Source organism: Formosa sp. Hel1_31_208 (assembly GCF_900104785.1).
Lineage (GTDB): Bacteria > Bacteroidota > Bacteroidia > Flavobacteriales > Flavobacteriaceae > Psychroserpens.
Map to the genome: position 1 here is coordinate 2756306 of NZ_LT629733.1, position 16073 is coordinate 2772378.

Consider the following 16073-nt stretch of genomic DNA (forward strand, 5'->3'; position numbering starts at 1 on the left):
TTCTTTAGATGTTATTGTGGCTTCTGAATGATATGAATATCTCGCTGAGGGAATGGAATTGCCACCTTATGTTCTCTAAATAATTTATCAATCTCAAAACGTATATCACTTTTGGGAAATTGTGCTCTAAAACTATTATTTATGGTAAAGATTAATTTGAAATCTAAAGAACTTTCACCAAACTGAGTAAACAATACGGATGGTTCAGGAATATTTAATACTTCAGGATGGCCTGTAGCTGCCTGTAATAATAATTTTTTTACTAATTGCACATCACTTCCATAGGCAACACCAACTTCAACGGTTTCTCTTGTAGACGTGCCATTTTGAGTCCAATTATACAAGCTATTTTCGAGATACAAGTGATTAGGAATAACTAATACTTTATTATCTATAGTTACCGCTCTAGTTGTTCGCAGTTTAATTTCTTCTACGCGACCAACCTTGCCGTCAATTTCGATAATATCACCCACATGCACCGATTGATCTATAAGTATAAATATCCCGGAAATAATATCCTGAAATAAAGTTTGCAGAGCAAGACCAACTCCAATTAACAGCGCTGCAGATGCTGCAAATACTGCAGTAACATTTACACCAACAGAATGCATTGTAATCAATAAAATAATGATATATACCAACCACCTAAAGTATCCATAAACAACATTAAATTTCTTTTTGTCATCATTGGGTAAATTTCTAGTGAATGCCTTAAAAATTAATCTTAAAATGATTGTGGTAATAAAAATCACCGTTATCATCATCAGTATATCTAAAATTGAAATCCGGATGTTCTCGCTAAAATCAATATGAAGATTGAGAAAGTTTCTAAAACCTTCCCAAGCCGAACTACCTGTTATTGACTCTTCGATTGTAGATAAATCTTGCATAATTAATATTTTATCCATTTATAAAGCTCTTTATAACTCGGTTTTTTACCATACATTAATATACCTACTCTGTAGATCTTAGCTGCAAACCAAACGGTAAACACAAAAGTCCCTACCAATATAGTAAATGATAAAACTTGTTGCCAAATAGGAACTCCAAATGGAATTCGCATGAGCATCACAACTGGTGATGTAAAGGGAATAAACGAGAAAACTGTTGAAACTGTGCCATGAGGGTCTTCGATTACAGTAAAAATACCAACATAGACCGCTAAAACAAGAGGCATAATAATTGGCAACATGAACTGTTGCGTATCTGTTTCATTATCTACTGCAGCACCAACAGCAGCATACAAGGAACTATACAATAAATAACCTCCAATAAAAAAGAGCAGAAATGCGATAACTAGATTTGCTAAAGGCAGATTATAGAAGGATTGCATTGCCAATTGCACTTCATTTGCCATATCGGCATTTTGCATAGCTTGATTCATCATTTCTTGCTGTGGGGTTTGCATTTCAGCTATGCTAATACCGAAAATCGCAGATAACACAAAAATCAATATACTACCTAAAATCAACCAAATAGCGAATTGTGTAATTCCAGCCAAAGACGTGCCAATAATTTTACCTAACATTAACTGTATTGGCTTCACAGAAGAAATAATAATTTCAATAATTCTACTTGTCTTTTCTTCTATAACACTACGCATGATCATATTACCATAGATAATGATAAACATGAACAATAAATAACCTGCAGCACCACCAAAAGCAAGTTTTAAATAACTATCTATTTTAGATGTTTTTTCACCGGTAAAGGTTTCTTGTGAAATACTTATATTGGTTTTAGAAGCTTCAATTTGCGCTATATTAACACCGTTATTCTGTAGCTTTTCATCTTCTAGTTTCTTTTCTATTTTTCGTTCCAAACTAGTGATAATTGACAATGATGGTGATTCATCTGAATAAAAACTGACATGAGACAAAATCGATTCCATATCATCACTTTTCTGAATGTACAATAAACCAAAATCCTCCTTAGCCTTAATAAGTTCTTTTGCCGTCTCAAGACTTGTATCAGTGAGCACTGTATATTTTGTGTGCTCTGTATCTTCAAATATCTCACTGAGGACACCTGTTTCATCCAACACAGATATATTGCGCTCTTTATCACTACTAAGTTGTGACAAATAAGCAACAACCACAATAAGTGCAACCATAATTAACGGACTAACAAAGGTCATGATAATGAACGATTTGTTTCTAACCTTTGTTAAATATTCTCTCTTTATTATAAGCGGTAGATGGTTCATTTTAATTATTTTTTACTGTTTGAATAAAGATATCACTAGCGCTTGGAATTACCTCGAGGAAATGATGTACTTCTGCCTTTGTAGTTAAAAAAGACAACAAATCATTAGAAGAATATTGACCATTCAACTTCACATTTAATTTAACATCATCATTAAGATTTCTGAAGGTTGCGGGCAGTACTTCAAATCTCTCTTGAATTTCTTGAGTTACCCGTTCTACGGCATCGGTTTGTAAACCAACCTCAAAAGTATTAGTTCTATACTGACGTTTGATATCTGTCAGTTTTCCATCTAACACCTTATTCGATTTATGAATTAAAGCAATATGATCACACAATTCTTCAACAGATTCCATGCGATGTGTTGAAAAAATAACAGTCGCTCCTTCATCTCTTAGTTGCAATATTTCATCTTTTATCAAATTTGCATTGATGGGATCAAACCCTGAGAAGGGCTCATCAAAAATTAATAATTTTGGTTGGTGTAATACCGTAACAATAAACTGTATCTTTTGAGCTTGTCCCTTGCTAAGCTCTTGTATTTTTTTATTCCACCAGTCACCTATTTCAAGTTTCTCAAACCAATGTTTCAATCGGTTTTTGGCTTCCTGTTTTGATAGTCCTTTTAGCTGTGCTAGATACAATGCTTGTTCCCCTACTTTCATAGTCTTATAAAGCCCCCGTTCTTCTGGCAGATATCCAATATGCTGTATATGTTCAGGTCTTAAAGGTTCTCCATCTAAAAACACATGTCCTGAATCTGGCATTGTAATTTGATTGATGATCCTAATAAGTGTTGTTTTACCTGCTCCATTAGGTCCAAGCAACCCAAAAATACTGCCCTTTGGAACCGCTATTGAGACATCATTTAGTGCTCTGAAATTTCCAAAGTTTTTAGATACTGAATCCGTTACTAATAGGTTATTCATAAATTGAAATTGATGCGTTGAATATAATAGGTGTAAAGATAAAAATGTTGTGCATGTAAATGCACGCTTATCGTATTAAATTATTAACGATTTTCGTATTGATCGTATTAAATTATTAACGATTTTCGTATTGTTTTTAGTTTGTGAAACGTTTTATTGCTTCATGTGAAGAGCTTATTTAAAAAACAAAACCCACCCTTAAACTTAATTAAGGATGGGAAAAAATTGCTATGAAAAAGAAAAATTACCACTAATTAGAATTAGTGATAATTCAAATATAGTGTTTTTTCTTAAATAAGGGTATTCTTATGAAAACATATCTTTAACTTTTTCAAAAAAGGATTTATCACTGCTCTGAGGCTTCGGTTCAAAATGTTCATCGCCTCGCATATTTTCAAAAAATTCTTTTTGCTCTTTGTTAAGTGTTTTAGGTGTCCAAACATTCACATGAACCAATAAATCACCACTACCATAGCCATTAATACTCGGTATTCCTTTTCCGCGTAAACGTAAAATTTTACCAGATTGCACTCCTGTTTCTACCTTAATTCGAACCTTACCAGTAACTGTATCTATCTCCTTAGAAGTACCTAATACCGCATCAGACAAACTCACATATAAGTCGTAGTGTAAATTATCTCCTTCACGTTTTAACGTCTCATGTTCTTTTTCTTCAATAACAACTAACAAATCTCCAGAAATACCATTACCTGGCGCATCATTACCTTTACCTGTTACTTTTAGCTGCATTGAGTCTACAACACCCGCAGGGATTTTAACAGAAACGGTTTCTTCTTGAACTTTTAAACCTTGCGCATCTGCATCAGCAGGTTTCTTATCAATACTTTGTCCTGCTCCTCCACAAGTCGGACAGGCAGAAGCGGTTTGCATGCGCCCCAAAATAGTATTCGTTACTCGAGTAACTTGACCTGCCCCGTTGCAAGTGGTACAGGTTTTATAAGTGGTTCCTGACGCTTGAACTTTTCGTTTTACCTTAATTTTTTTCTCTACACCATTGGCAATTTCCTCAAGTGATAATGAGACTCTAATTCTGAGATTACTTCCTTTTACTCGTCTTTGGCCTCCACCAAATCCGCCTCCAAAACCAGAGAATCCACCACCTCCAAAAGCACCTCCAAAAATATCTCCAAACTGACTAAATATGTCATCCATATTCATGCCACCACCACCAAATCCACCGGCACCCTCAAAGGCTTGGTGACCAAATTGGTCGTAACGTGCTTTTTTATCTGCATTGCTTAATACTTCATAGGCTTCAGCTGCTTCTTTAAATTTAGCTTCAGCATCTGTGTCATCTGGATTTTTATCTGGATGAAATTTTAAAGCCATTTTTCGATACGCTTTCTTAATTTCAGCTGCGGAAGCGTTTTTATCAACTCCTAATACTTCGTAATAATCTTTTTTTGCCATGTCTTATTTATTGTCCAATTACAACTTTAGGAAATCGAATCACCTTATCGCCTAATTTATAGCCCTTTTCAATCACATCAATAATCTTACCCTTCATATCATCACTTGGTGCTGGTATTTGTGTAATAGCTTCGTGATCATCTGGATTAAAAATATCTCCTTGAGAGACTTCAATTTTTTTCAACCCTTTTTGCTCCAAGGTATTAATCAGTTTTTGATAGATTAATAAGACGCCTTTACGCAATTCTTCAGCCTCTTTATCCTCTTCAATATGTGCAAGCGCACGCTCAAAATCATCGAGAACTGGTAGCATGGCTACCATCACCTCTTCATTTGCAGTTTTAAAAAGATCAATACGTTCTTTTGTAGTTCTCTTTTTATAGTTTTCAAATTCTGCAAATAAACGCATGAACTTGTCTTTCTCTTTCTTTAATTCCTCTTGTAGCTGCTCTTCAACCGTTAATGTTTCGGTGTGATTAGCTTCAGCTGTATCGATAGTTTCCTCTTGTTGTTGAGGCTCTTCTATGGTTTGTCCTTTATCTTTCTTGCTCATGTTTCAGGATTGTTAAATAAATCTTCGATTTAAAGATGGCAAAAGTACTGCCATTATTATAAAAATGTCAAAATGTCATCAATTTATTTTTGTTGAGATTAAAAGATCTTAAAGCAATATGTATTTTTACAAATTCAAACACTAAAACGCATACATACTATGAAAACAAAATTTTTAAAGCTTTCTTTATTATTAACGATTATACTGACCTTCTCAAACTGTAAGGACAAGGCAGATGCAGCAACCATTTCTGAAGCTGAAGAAGCAGCCAAAAGCGAAAACACTTCTGAAAAATATACTGTTAATGTGGTGGAATCCTCTATTCATTGGAAAGGATTTAAACCTACAGGTACACATATGGGAACTATTAAGCTACAAAATGGCTTTATGAATGCCATTGATGGCACATTAGAAAGTGGTTCTTTCGAAATAGATATGACATCTATTAATGTTACCGATTTAGAATCAGGTGACGGCAAAGAAAGTTTAGAAGCGCATTTAATGGGCACTGTTGAAGGTAAAGAAGGTGATTTTTTTAATGTCAATGAATTTCCTACAGCTGCTTTTGAAATTACTGGAATAACACCTATGGATAATGGTATTACTAAACTTTCTGGAAACTTAACAATAAAAGGAAAAAAGCAAAATATCTCTTTTCCTGTAAATATATATCCTGAAGGTGACAGTATGATTATAAAAAGCGAGCCGTTTTTGATTGATAGAACACTTTGGGGAATTAATTACGGTTCTAAATCAATCTTTGATAATCTTGGAGATAAATTTATCAATGATGATATGGAATTACAAATTGTAGTCATTGCTAAAAAAGCATAAGACCCTACTACGATTTTTATTTAACACAAAAAGCATTCACGATTGTGAATGCTTTTCTCTTTTTCATAGCAGTTATTCCCTAATTATTTAGGCATTACTACTGTGTTAATTACATGGATTACACCATTACTTCCCATTACATCCGTTGCAGTAATCTCACTGTAATTTCCGTTTTGGTCTTTCAACCATATTTTTCCATCTTTTTGCATTACAGTTAATGTTTGTCCGTTAAGTGCTTTTAACTCCACTGTGCCATTACCCTTCTTTAAAGCAGCTACAACATCTGATGCAACAAGTTTTCCTGATACCACATGATATGTTAAGATATTAGCTAATGCTTTTTTATTTTCTGGCTTTAATAATGACCCTAAAGTATTGGAGTCGATTTTGCCAAACGCTGCATTTGTAGGTGCAAACACTGTAAAAGGACCATCACCTTGTAGAGCTGTTACTAAATCAGCAGCTTTTAAAGCTGTTACCAACGTTGAGAAATTTTCATTTCCAACTGCTGCGTCTACAATAGTTCCTTGTGCTTTTGCATTTTGACTAAATGTTAATGCCGCGAATGTCGTTAAAATCAATACTAACTTTTTCATAATTTTTGTGTTATTGGTTAAACTATTTGGAGTACTTGTTTTGTTTTGAAGTACTTTCATTTATATTTACACAGCAATGCAATCTGTGGATGAGCTACGGATTTATTTTGTGAAATCTTTAACATTAATGAGTGACGACAAAACCCTTATTTTAAAACTCCAAAACAGAGACGAAACTGCTTTTTCACTGGTTTACGACAAGTATTCTGCTGCACTTTATGGTGTCATTATTAGACTTTGTAAAGATGAGCACGACGCAAAGAATTTACTTCAGGACACCTTTATGACTATTTGGGATAAAGCGGATGGCTACGACTTTGATAAAGGTCGTTTTTATACTTGGGCACATCGCATTGCTAGAAACAAAACGTTAAATTTTTTGAGAAAATCTGATAAACTCATCCAAGTTGAAGATTTAAGTGTATATAAAAATAGAACCGAAGAAGTAACTGATAAACTAGATGACCTAAAACTGAAAGGCACGATTAAGCGCTTAGATGCTCATCACCAAAGAGCTATTGAACTTGTTTATTTTAATGGGCTGACCCATCGAGAAGCACATGAAGAAATGAATGTTCCTTTAGGAACTTTTAAATCTTACATAAAACAAGCTTTAAAACAATTGCAACAATCGTACATAAAGATTACAGTATTTATTACAATCTTAATTGAAGTAATGAGATGATGATGGATAAGACTTACATATTAGATAATGGTATATTAGAACTATACGTGTTAAGCGAACTTAGTCAAAGCGAGCAACAACAAGTGCAGCGTGTCATACAACAACATCCTGAATTAAAAACAATAGTAGAGACCATTGAATATAGTTTTGAATCTTTAGCCTTTGAAAACGCTATTGATCCTCCTACTTCGGTCAAAACAAACCTACTGAGAGACATTTCAACTTCACCTACAAAAATTATTGCTATAAGTCCACAAAAATCATTGCGTTCATATCTTGCAATTGCAGCGAGTATTGCTGCGTTTTTGTTTGTTGGTACTATTTATATGTACACCCAACTAAATACCACAAAAAATCAGTTAAAAATTGTGGAACAAGAGAATACCAAACTCAATAATAACATTAACAATCTGAATACGTCTTTGGAAGAAACGAGCACCTGGTATGTCATGATAAATAATCCAGATGTTGAAAAATATATTCTTACTGGGAACTCCCAAATGCCAGAGGCTAAGGTCATAAGTTATGTGAACAATACTGATAAAACCGTTGTGATAAACACGGCATATTTACCAGAACTCGATAAAGATCATGATTACCAAATGTGGGCAGATGTAGAAGGGGAAATGATCAACATGGGTGTAATACATAAAAATAAAGACATGCTCGCAATGACTTATATTGACCATGCTGAGTCACTAAATATCACTATAGAACCTGCAGGCGGTAACGATCATCCAACAGTATCTCAGTTGATTACTAATATCTATTTATAATAAGATAACCATTTATTTCACGGAAATTTTAAATAGCTTACATCATTCCGACCAAAGAAAAACTTAAAGACTACTATCGGGATTTTGAAACGAATCAGCTCTTTAGTATGACCCTGATGTTTTTTTAATAACACGCGAGACACATCTAAAATTTATCGACAAGAATTGAATTTACTTTAAAACATTTAGGAACACTAATAAATAAAAAAAGCGCATGTGTAAAACAAGCGCTTTTTTCTAAATATGAATTTATATCATTGGAAGTTAAAAATTCCTTAATTAATTCACTATCCACAGATCTGATATCTGCCCTTCGTTTTAGATTAATTAGTTACGTAGCACGAAACTAATTGGGATACTGTATGGCATTTTTACTGCTCTTCCACGTTGTTTACCAGGTACCATTTTAGGCAATAACCCGATAATACGTTCTGCTTCTTTTTCTAATATTTTATCCGGACCTCTAGATCTAATTCCAGATACGTGTCCTGTTTGATCGATAGCGAACAATACATACACCTTACCTTGCATCCCTAATTCTAAAGCTGTTTCGGGATACTTAAAATTCTTTTTAACGTGCTGTTGGATAGAACGCTCAAAACAAGCTATTTTTTCTTCTTTTGTGCCAGACTCACATCCAGGAAATACAGGAACATGTTCTATAACTGAAAACGGTACAGAAATTTCTTCTTCTACCTCTTCTACATCGACATCATCCACACTAACAATAGTTTCAATTGCGTCAGACTGACTTACTTCACTACTTTCGATAATAGTTTCTTCAATTTCTACCACATCTTCAACAATTTTTAAATCTTCCGATACAATAGCTGGAGGTGGTGGAGGTGGCGGTGGGACATCAATATTAATAATTGGAATATCTTCCTCTACAAGCTTATCCATTTGAACAATATCTCTTACGTAACTATCATCTGCGTAAAATTTATGCTCAAACATGAGATAAGTTGTTAATAACATCAAATTTAAGCCGATTGCGAAATAGAGACTACTATTTCGTCCGACATCTACTTTTGGGTTCTTTTTAACTTCCATGATTACAATGATTTATACCTTAAAGTTAAATTAATATGCTCTGGAAAAATATGACTTATGTCATATTCTATTTTTTATCACCAATTTTTTTACAAATTATCCAATTGATTATCTGTTCCATCTTCACTGATAGTCCAAAAGAATCCCACAAAGAAAAACTGATCTGCCGCAGGTTTCAATGCTCTTCGTGCAAAATTCCCATTCATATCCGGGGTATTAGCATACTGGTAGCCATTAATGTTTTTAAAAGCTAAAACATTGTTCACTGATAGATATAATATTTTCTGCGGACTTAATAAATAAGCCCAATTCAAACTCAAACTATTAAAACTCTTGGTCTTCTCGCCTAAAAACTGAGTGGTATTTGGGTTGGTATATGGTCTTCCGGAAGCAAAGGTATATGCAAATCCTACCTGACTTTTCCAGTCTTCAATCCAATACTTTGCTACCGCAGAAAAATTATGTGTGTTAGCAAAACTTGGTTGCGACTGTGTTGGGAAATTGCGGTAATCACGTTCTGTATCTAAATAAGAATAACTAAGCCAGTAATCTACATTTTTAATACTTTTATTATCTCTCCAAAACAGATCTATTCCTTGAGCAAAACCAGAACCTGAATTGTTAATATTAGAATCAAAACTCGCGAATTCTGTATCAAACTTGATGAGTTTATTATAATCCTTACGATAGGTTTCAGCTCTAAAAATTTTGCCATCATTAACGTATTGATAGTTCATGATATAGTGTTTGGTATTTTGAGTTCCTACCTCAGGATTGAATTTTAAAGTAGCACTTGTGGCATTTTGATAAAAGTCTCCATAAGCTAAAGATAGTTGTCCGTTTTTTGAAGTCTTATACGCAATTGAAACTCTAGGGGCCACTTGAAACTCGTCAGAAAGCTCATAGTTATCAGCTCTTAGCCCTACTTTTAAAGCAAGGTTTTTATTAAAAATGATATCTGACTCTACAAAAGCTGCTGAATTATTATTGATATAACCATATGTGGCATTAACACCTTCCGAAGCATATGTTTCATCAAAATTGGTAGTAAAATGCTCAAGTCCAAAATTTAGTTTAAATCTACTACTAAACCTTTTCTTAATTTTAATTTTCGCGTGCAATGAGTTTTCATCGTCATTAATAGCGTCATTCACAATACCAATATCCGTTTTAGCAATGGTACAGCTCAAACCTGTATTAAGTGTCCATCCTTTGCCAAGGACACTCACATATGAGGTATTTGTATAAAAGTTTCTGTTTTTTAATTTAAAACGTAAGCCTTCTGTGCTATTAATATCCTCTTGAGTCAATTCAAAATTAGTCGTATCAAAAGCCGCATAAATTTTAAGGAGTCCATATTCAAATTTTTGACGAAATACGGCTTCTCCCTGTGCACCTTCAAATGGCTTTTCCCAATCGTTACGATCTGAATATATCGCTAAATATGGCGCCAAATTAATATAAGACGCGTTAACGCTTAAAGAAGAGTTCTCCCATTTTTCAGTGCGTCCCAAGCTACCTCCTACGGTCATGAGACCAATATCAGTTTTTTCCTGATCTGGTTCGTTGATGGTGTTTAATAATAATACGCTAGATAGAGCATTGCCATATTCTGCAGAATAACCACCAGTAGAAAATGTTATCCCATCAAATAAAAAAGGTGAATATCGACCTCGTGTTGGAATATTATTTGTAGAAGGCGTAAATGGTGTAAATACACGAATTCCATCAATGAAAATTTGTGTCTCTTCAGCATCGCCGCCTCTCACGAATAATCGACCATCTTCAGATACGGTAGACGTTCCTGGCAGCGTCTGTAAGGCTCCAACAAAATCTCCTAGGGCACTAGCCGTTGTTACTACATCTAAAGAATTTAACACCGATACTTTACTGTTATCATTAGCCTCAAAAGTTCCTGCAGTAATTACCACACCATCTAACGCTTCGACATCCTCTCTTAATTTTATTTGTAAATTATGTAACGTAGATACCTCACCAACAATAGTTTTAGTTTCATAGGAAATAAAGGAAATCTTAAGAATCTGAGCACCGGTTTCTTCTGTAGTAAAACTAAAATCCCCATGTTCATCTGTAGTATCGCCATCGTAAGTCCCGTCTAAATAGACATTGGCTCCCGGAATAGGTTCACCCTTAATATCTGTTACTTTTCCGTTGATTATTGTTTGCCCAAATGTCATGGTAGATATGAGAAGTATTAAAAATGTAGTTAGCGTTTTCATGATTGATGATTTTAACTGATTGTTATTGATTGATAGTTCAAAGGTGCAATAAGAGTAGTACCAATTAAATTCTATGATACCGAATTGTTAAAAATCACGACCGAATTGCATATTTTTGAAAAAACGCACTATAAATGCTCTCCGAAACCGAAAAAAAATTCAGCATTATCTTTAGCTTGATACTAATTTCCGAATTAATAACCGGCAGTCATCCAGATTATGAAGTCCTGCATTATATCTGTAAACCAGCCATTGTAATATCCTTATTAGTATTTTTCTGGATTCACAGTAAGAGATTCAATGTAAAGCTGAGATATTTAACGGTTTTAGCGCTTCTGTTTTCATTGATGGGTGATATTTTACTCATGTTTGTTGACCGCTCTCCAAATTATTTTCTATTTGGCTTGGTTGCCTTTTTAGTCGCACATACCATGTATATATCAGTGTTTTTATTGCATCGCAACAAACAGATATATCCATTTAGGTTCTCTGCTATATTAATTGTTTACGGTTTGGGATTATACTCTTTTTTACAAGACGGATTGAATGATATGCTTTTTCCGGTACTCATCTACATGCTCGTAATTTTGATAATGGTAAATACGGCCTTTTTAAGAATAAAACAAACATCCAGCTTAAGTTATAAATTGGTGTTTATTGGTGCTATTACATTCGCAATCTCTGACAGCATATTAGCTTTAAACAAGTTCAACACACCCATAGCCTATTCCAATATAGGCATCATGTTCACTTATGGTCTTGCTCAATATTTAATAGTTTTAGGCATATTAAAACATCGCTAAAATTAAGCTAAAACTCTTAAAATAAGTTGATTACCAAAAAATAAACGAATAGAGAGAATGGCTCTATTAAAAAAAAAGAACATTGGCTGTAACATATCCTAATATTCGTCTACAAATAAGTAACTAACTAATAAAAATTTGGATAAAAAACTCGAACATAGTTTTGTTGAATTACTTGAAAAGCATCAAAATATTGTGCATAAAGTTTGTCGATTATACACTAATAATCAAGATGCACATAATGATTTGTTTCAAGAGATTACCATACAATTATGGAAAGCGTATCCAAAATTTCGAGGGGATGCCAAGTTTAGTACCTGGATGTATCGCGTTGGTTTAAATACAGCCATAACACTGTACCGAAAGTCAAAACGCACCATTAAAACACAAGAGTTTGAATCGGTGTCTTTTAAAATTAAATCGGAAGATTATGATGATACTCAAGAACAGCAGCTCAAATTATTATACACAGCGGTTCATCAGTTAAATGACATTGAAAAAGCACTAGTATTGTTGTATTTAGAAGATAAAAATTATAGCGAAATAAGTGAAACCCTGGGTATTTCAGAAGTTAACGCGCGCGTTAAAATGAATAGGGTAAAGAAAAAATTAAAAACAGTTTTAAATCCGTAACACTATGGATGAATTAGATATATTAAAAAAAGATTGGCAAGCCAATAATTCGAAAGACGCGTCTAAATTGACAAGTCAGGAGATCTATCCAATGATGCATAAAAAATCATCTTCGATAGTAAAAACTTTATATTACATCAGTATTGCTGAACTCTTGTTCTGGGTATTGGTTAATAGTATTCCATATTTCTATTCGGAAGAGTATAGAGCTGAATTAGCGGATATGTACGGCAATAGTGCAGTAATATTGGGGCTAACGATATTCAGTTATGCTGTTATTTTAATCTTTGTGTATTTACTTTATAAGTCACATCAATCCATTTCGGTGACTGATAATGCCAAACGATTAATGGAAAGCATCATTAAAACTAGAAAAATCATTAAATACTATGTGATTTACAATCTGGTTATGGCCTTTTTATCAATGACGTTTGGATTGTATTATACCATCTATGAAAACCCGGAAATATCTCAGCAATTTGCTCAATTTTCAGATAAACAAATGTTCATAGCAATGCTAGTAATGGTGTTTGCTACAGCATTATTTATTTTGGTGTTTTGGATCTTTTATCGAATCATTTACGGCATTTTACTTAGTCGCTTAAACAAGAATTACAAAGAACTTAAAAAACTTGAAGTCTAATATATGAAACAAATAGAATTCTTAGTAGACAATCATATCATTATATATCGTTTGAACTGGTTGGGTATTGAAACGATTATAATGGATGGAAGGATTATTTCTAAAAAACTGTCACTAGGTAAAAGAGTACATACCTTTAATCTTACAGTAGATGATATAGTTCATTCATTTCATATCGAATCAAAACAAAGCTTTTCTACCAGTAGTGTGAGAATTCAATTGTTTCAAAATGGTAAACTTATAGATACAGATTATGTTGAGTTTTTTGAAAACACGAAGAAGGAGACTGCAAATTTTGATAATTCATCATTAATGATCGGTGTCCTATTTATTGCAATGACGCTATGCTTTGGATGGTCTAAGTTATTTCTATTTGTCGGTTTGGGATTTCTTTTTGATGCTATGAGTAAAACACATAAGGTTAACGAAAAGGCTAAAACGGATAAAAACCAACAGACTAACGATTAGTTACCAATTGCGAAGTTCTCTATTCAAGCGCTCTTTTTCTTCTAGCTCCTCCTGTGGAATCACTTTTAAAAAGGAAGGATGTTGTTCAATGGCGTATTCAATCTTTTCTACGATCTCTGCTATTGATTCATTATCATAATCAATTTGAAGCGGTTCTTTAATTTCAAAAGACTGATAGACGTTTTTCTTTTTAACACGTAATCCCTTTTTATCAAACGAACGTCTAAAACCATCAATGACAATTGGAACAACGATAGGCTGATACTTTTTAATAATATGAGCAGTCCCCTTACGAATAGGTTTAAATGGTGTGGTTGTCCCTTGCGGAAATGTAACCACCCAACCATCATCTAATGCTTTTTTTATACTCGTGATATCACTCATTTTCACTTGTCGATTCACATCTTTACCCTCAGAACGCCAAGTACGTTCAATACTTATAGAACCTGTGTAAGCAAATATCTTTGGTATTAATCCCGACTTCATGGTTTCCTTTGCCGCAACATAGTACATATTAAGCTTTGGATTCCATAGGTAACCAACGTTTTTAATATTATCCAATCGACCACTCAAGCTAGCATTAAACACATGAAACATGGCAATGACATCAGCGAAATAAGTCTGGTGATTAGAGATAAATAATACATTGGTATCTGGAAGGTTTTTAATGATTTCCGAACCTTCAATTTGCAAATCGTTAAAGCCTCTAAATCTGCGATGTGTAAGAAGACCTAGTATTCTGATCAACCATTTCTTAATAAAAAGTATGTGCCCAAAAGGGTTTCTTTTAAATAATGCCATTCATTTTAATTCTTAAGCGGAACGACAAACTTACAAAAATCTAAAACTTATAATGTCATTTTTAACAAGTCTTTTAGTTCGCTCATCATCATAGCTGTAGCACCCCAAATCACATGCCCATTAAGTTTAAAAGCTGGCACTTCTAATTCTACATTTAAGGAGGTCATCACTTTAACATCGGTTGTATTTGAATCATCCAAAAAATCTATAATAGGAACTTCTATCAGATCTTCGACTTCTTCTTCTTGTTTAACGAAATTTGGTGTTTGATGAGTAATTCCTAGGAATGGTGCTACCGTAAAATTACTCGGCGGAATATATAATTGTGTCATGGGTTTAATCACCTCAACCGTATTCATAAGCACACCTACCTCCTCTTGAGTTTCTCTAAGTGCAGTAAATTCTAAGTTAGGGTCTTCAGTTTCGAACTTTCCACCAGGAAAACCAACCTGTGCCGAATGCACACCTTTATAGGTCTTTCTTAAAATTAACACCAAATGCGTTTCTACCTTATTATCAGGATAAAACAAAGCCATTACTCCTGCCCTTTTTGCATATTTCATTTTCTCCCGGTTTTCATCAATGAGTTCTTTTCTAAAGGGAGGTGACATTTTAAACTGAGAGGGTTCACCTGGTAGATTTATATTTTTTATTTTTGATACCGATTTAATAAACGTTTCAAAATTCATTACTTATGAGGTTTTTGCTGCTAACCGCATGCTGCTTGCTATTATTCAATTGTGAAGATAAACAATCTCAAAAGAAAAGTCCTACTCAAAATACAGTTTCTAATAAGGTAGAAACTCAAACTAAGGCAAAACCAAAAGACACAACCAATACCCAAGTACCAGAAGAATTTCTCCTCACCAAAGACAATGCTATGGAATTCTTTTTGCAGTATGATAAAAAGCACAAAGAGAATAAAGTGCGTATTGTCACAGACTACGGAAACATCGACATCTTACTATTTAATGAAACTAAATTTCATCGCTCTAATTTCATTTATCTAGCAAAAAAAGGCTATTTCGACAATACTCAATTCTATCGCGTAATAGAAAATTATATTATTCAAGGTGGTAGTACCGATGATAGACACGTCATGCGGAAACGACGTTTTATTGGTAAATATTTATTACCTACTGATACCAAGCGTGGATTTCATCATGACAGAGGCATGATTTCTATGCCAAGTAGTGATATTGAAAACCCATATAAGCTAGCGTCACCATATGAGTTTTTTATCATGTTACGCGATGTGCACGAATTAGATGGCGATTATACCATCTTCGGAAAGGTCATTAGCGGATTAGACGTGGCTGACAAAATTGCTAATGTCGACACAGATGATGCCGATTGGCCTCTTAAAAATGTCTACATACGACGTGTTGAAATTTTAGAATAATGACGCTTAGTATCCAGTATA

Annotated in this window: 18 protein-coding genes; 8 read left to right on the forward strand and 10 right to left on the reverse strand. The window is 33.9% G+C overall.

The window, feature by feature from the left end; genetic code table 11:
• Positions 1 to 11 precede the first annotated feature (11 nt).
• The 5 genes from BLT57_RS12490 to BLT57_RS12510 all read right to left on the reverse strand — a co-directional run bounded on the left by BLT57_RS12490 (position 12) and on the right by BLT57_RS12510 (position 5118).
• A complete protein-coding gene (locus BLT57_RS12490) occupies positions 12 to 908 on the reverse strand; it encodes a mechanosensitive ion channel family protein (protein WP_231928700.1) in 897 nt (298 codons plus the stop codon).
• Positions 893 to 2206 carry an ABC transporter permease gene (locus BLT57_RS12495; protein WP_091426112.1) on the reverse strand — a complete coding sequence of 438 codons (1314 nt, stop codon included), beginning with the start codon at positions 2204 to 2206 and terminating at the stop codon, positions 893 to 895. Before BLT57_RS12495 ends, BLT57_RS12490 begins: the two co-directional genes overlap by 16 nt.
• Position 2207: 1 nt before the next feature.
• Positions 2208 to 3134, reverse strand: a complete 927-nt coding sequence (locus BLT57_RS12500) for an ABC transporter ATP-binding protein (RefSeq protein ID WP_091426114.1) — start codon at positions 3132 to 3134, stop codon at positions 2208 to 2210.
• A 306-nt stretch (positions 3135 to 3440) separates the two neighbouring features.
• Positions 3441 to 4565: a molecular chaperone DnaJ gene (gene dnaJ / locus BLT57_RS12505; RefSeq protein ID WP_091426115.1), complete on the reverse strand. Its 1125-nt coding sequence runs from the start codon at positions 4563 to 4565 to the stop codon at positions 3441 to 3443.
• Between the two features lie 7 nt (positions 4566 to 4572).
• Positions 4573 to 5118 carry a nucleotide exchange factor GrpE gene (locus BLT57_RS12510; RefSeq protein WP_091426117.1) on the reverse strand — a complete coding sequence of 182 codons (546 nt, stop codon included), beginning with the start codon at positions 5116 to 5118 and terminating at the stop codon, positions 4573 to 4575.
• Between the two features lie 159 nt (positions 5119 to 5277).
• Between BLT57_RS12510 and BLT57_RS12515 the strand changes: the two genes are divergently transcribed.
• A complete protein-coding gene (locus tag BLT57_RS12515; RefSeq protein ID WP_091426119.1) occupies positions 5278 to 5952 on the forward strand; it encodes a YceI family protein in 675 nt (224 codons plus the stop codon).
• Positions 5953 to 6035: 83 nt separating this feature from the next.
• Here BLT57_RS12515 and BLT57_RS12520 read toward each other — a convergent pair whose 3' ends face one another.
• Positions 6036 to 6548: a fasciclin domain-containing protein gene (locus BLT57_RS12520; RefSeq protein WP_091426817.1), complete on the reverse strand. Its 513-nt coding sequence runs from the start codon at positions 6546 to 6548 to the stop codon at positions 6036 to 6038.
• Positions 6549 to 6675: 127 nt separating this feature from the next.
• Here BLT57_RS12520 and BLT57_RS12525 point away from each other — a divergent pair, with 127 nt between their 5' ends.
• Both BLT57_RS12525 and BLT57_RS12530 read left to right on the forward strand, forming a co-directional pair.
• On the forward strand, positions 6676 to 7233 hold the full coding sequence (locus BLT57_RS12525; RefSeq protein ID WP_091426820.1) for an RNA polymerase sigma factor: 558 nt from the start codon (positions 6676 to 6678) through the stop codon (positions 7231 to 7233).
• A 2-nt stretch (positions 7234 to 7235) separates the two neighbouring features.
• Positions 7236 to 8009: an anti-sigma factor gene (locus tag BLT57_RS12530; RefSeq protein ID WP_157717187.1), complete on the forward strand. Its 774-nt coding sequence runs from the start codon at positions 7236 to 7238 to the stop codon at positions 8007 to 8009.
• Positions 8010 to 8336: 327 nt separating this feature from the next.
• Here BLT57_RS12530 and BLT57_RS12535 read toward each other — a convergent pair whose 3' ends face one another.
• Together BLT57_RS12535 and BLT57_RS12540 are read right to left on the reverse strand one after the other, a co-directional pair.
• Complete coding sequence (locus BLT57_RS12535; protein WP_091426123.1) at positions 8337 to 9062, reverse strand: energy transducer TonB; 726 nt, start codon at positions 9060 to 9062, stop codon at positions 8337 to 8339.
• Between the two features lie 89 nt (positions 9063 to 9151).
• Positions 9152 to 11302, reverse strand: a complete 2151-nt coding sequence (locus BLT57_RS12540) for a carboxypeptidase-like regulatory domain-containing protein (protein ID WP_091426125.1) — start codon at positions 11300 to 11302, stop codon at positions 9152 to 9154.
• Positions 11303 to 11436: 134 nt separating this feature from the next.
• Here BLT57_RS12540 and BLT57_RS12545 point away from each other — a divergent pair, with 134 nt between their 5' ends.
• From BLT57_RS12545 to BLT57_RS12560, 4 genes are all read left to right on the forward strand, one after another.
• Positions 11437 to 12105, forward strand: a complete 669-nt coding sequence (locus BLT57_RS12545; RefSeq protein WP_091426127.1) for a lysoplasmalogenase — start codon at positions 11437 to 11439, stop codon at positions 12103 to 12105.
• A 138-nt stretch (positions 12106 to 12243) separates the two neighbouring features.
• Positions 12244 to 12738: an RNA polymerase sigma factor gene (locus tag BLT57_RS12550; protein ID WP_091426129.1), complete on the forward strand. Its 495-nt coding sequence runs from the start codon at positions 12244 to 12246 to the stop codon at positions 12736 to 12738.
• Positions 12739 to 12742: 4 nt separating this feature from the next.
• Positions 12743 to 13381, forward strand: coding sequence for a hypothetical protein (locus tag BLT57_RS12555; RefSeq protein ID WP_091426131.1), 639 nt, complete (start codon positions 12743 to 12745; stop codon positions 13379 to 13381).
• Positions 13382 to 13384: 3 nt separating this feature from the next.
• Complete coding sequence (locus BLT57_RS12560; protein WP_091426132.1) at positions 13385 to 13849, forward strand: hypothetical protein; 465 nt, start codon at positions 13385 to 13387, stop codon at positions 13847 to 13849.
• Here BLT57_RS12560 and BLT57_RS12565 read toward each other — a convergent pair whose 3' ends face one another.
• Positions 13850 to 14650 (reverse strand): 1-acyl-sn-glycerol-3-phosphate acyltransferase, encoded by an 801-nt coding sequence (locus BLT57_RS12565; RefSeq protein ID WP_091426134.1) that lies wholly within the window; start codon positions 14648 to 14650, stop codon positions 13850 to 13852.
• A gap of 47 nt (positions 14651 to 14697) precedes the next feature.
• Positions 14698 to 15339: a CoA pyrophosphatase gene (locus BLT57_RS12570; RefSeq protein ID WP_091426136.1), complete on the reverse strand. Its 642-nt coding sequence runs from the start codon at positions 15337 to 15339 to the stop codon at positions 14698 to 14700.
• Between the two features lie 35 nt (positions 15340 to 15374).
• On the opposite strand from BLT57_RS12570, the gene BLT57_RS12575 reads away from it, so the two are divergent.
• Positions 15375 to 16052 (forward strand): peptidylprolyl isomerase, encoded by a 678-nt coding sequence (locus BLT57_RS12575; protein ID WP_369825381.1) that lies wholly within the window; start codon positions 15375 to 15377, stop codon positions 16050 to 16052.
• The last annotated feature ends 21 nt before the right edge of the window (positions 16053 to 16073 follow it).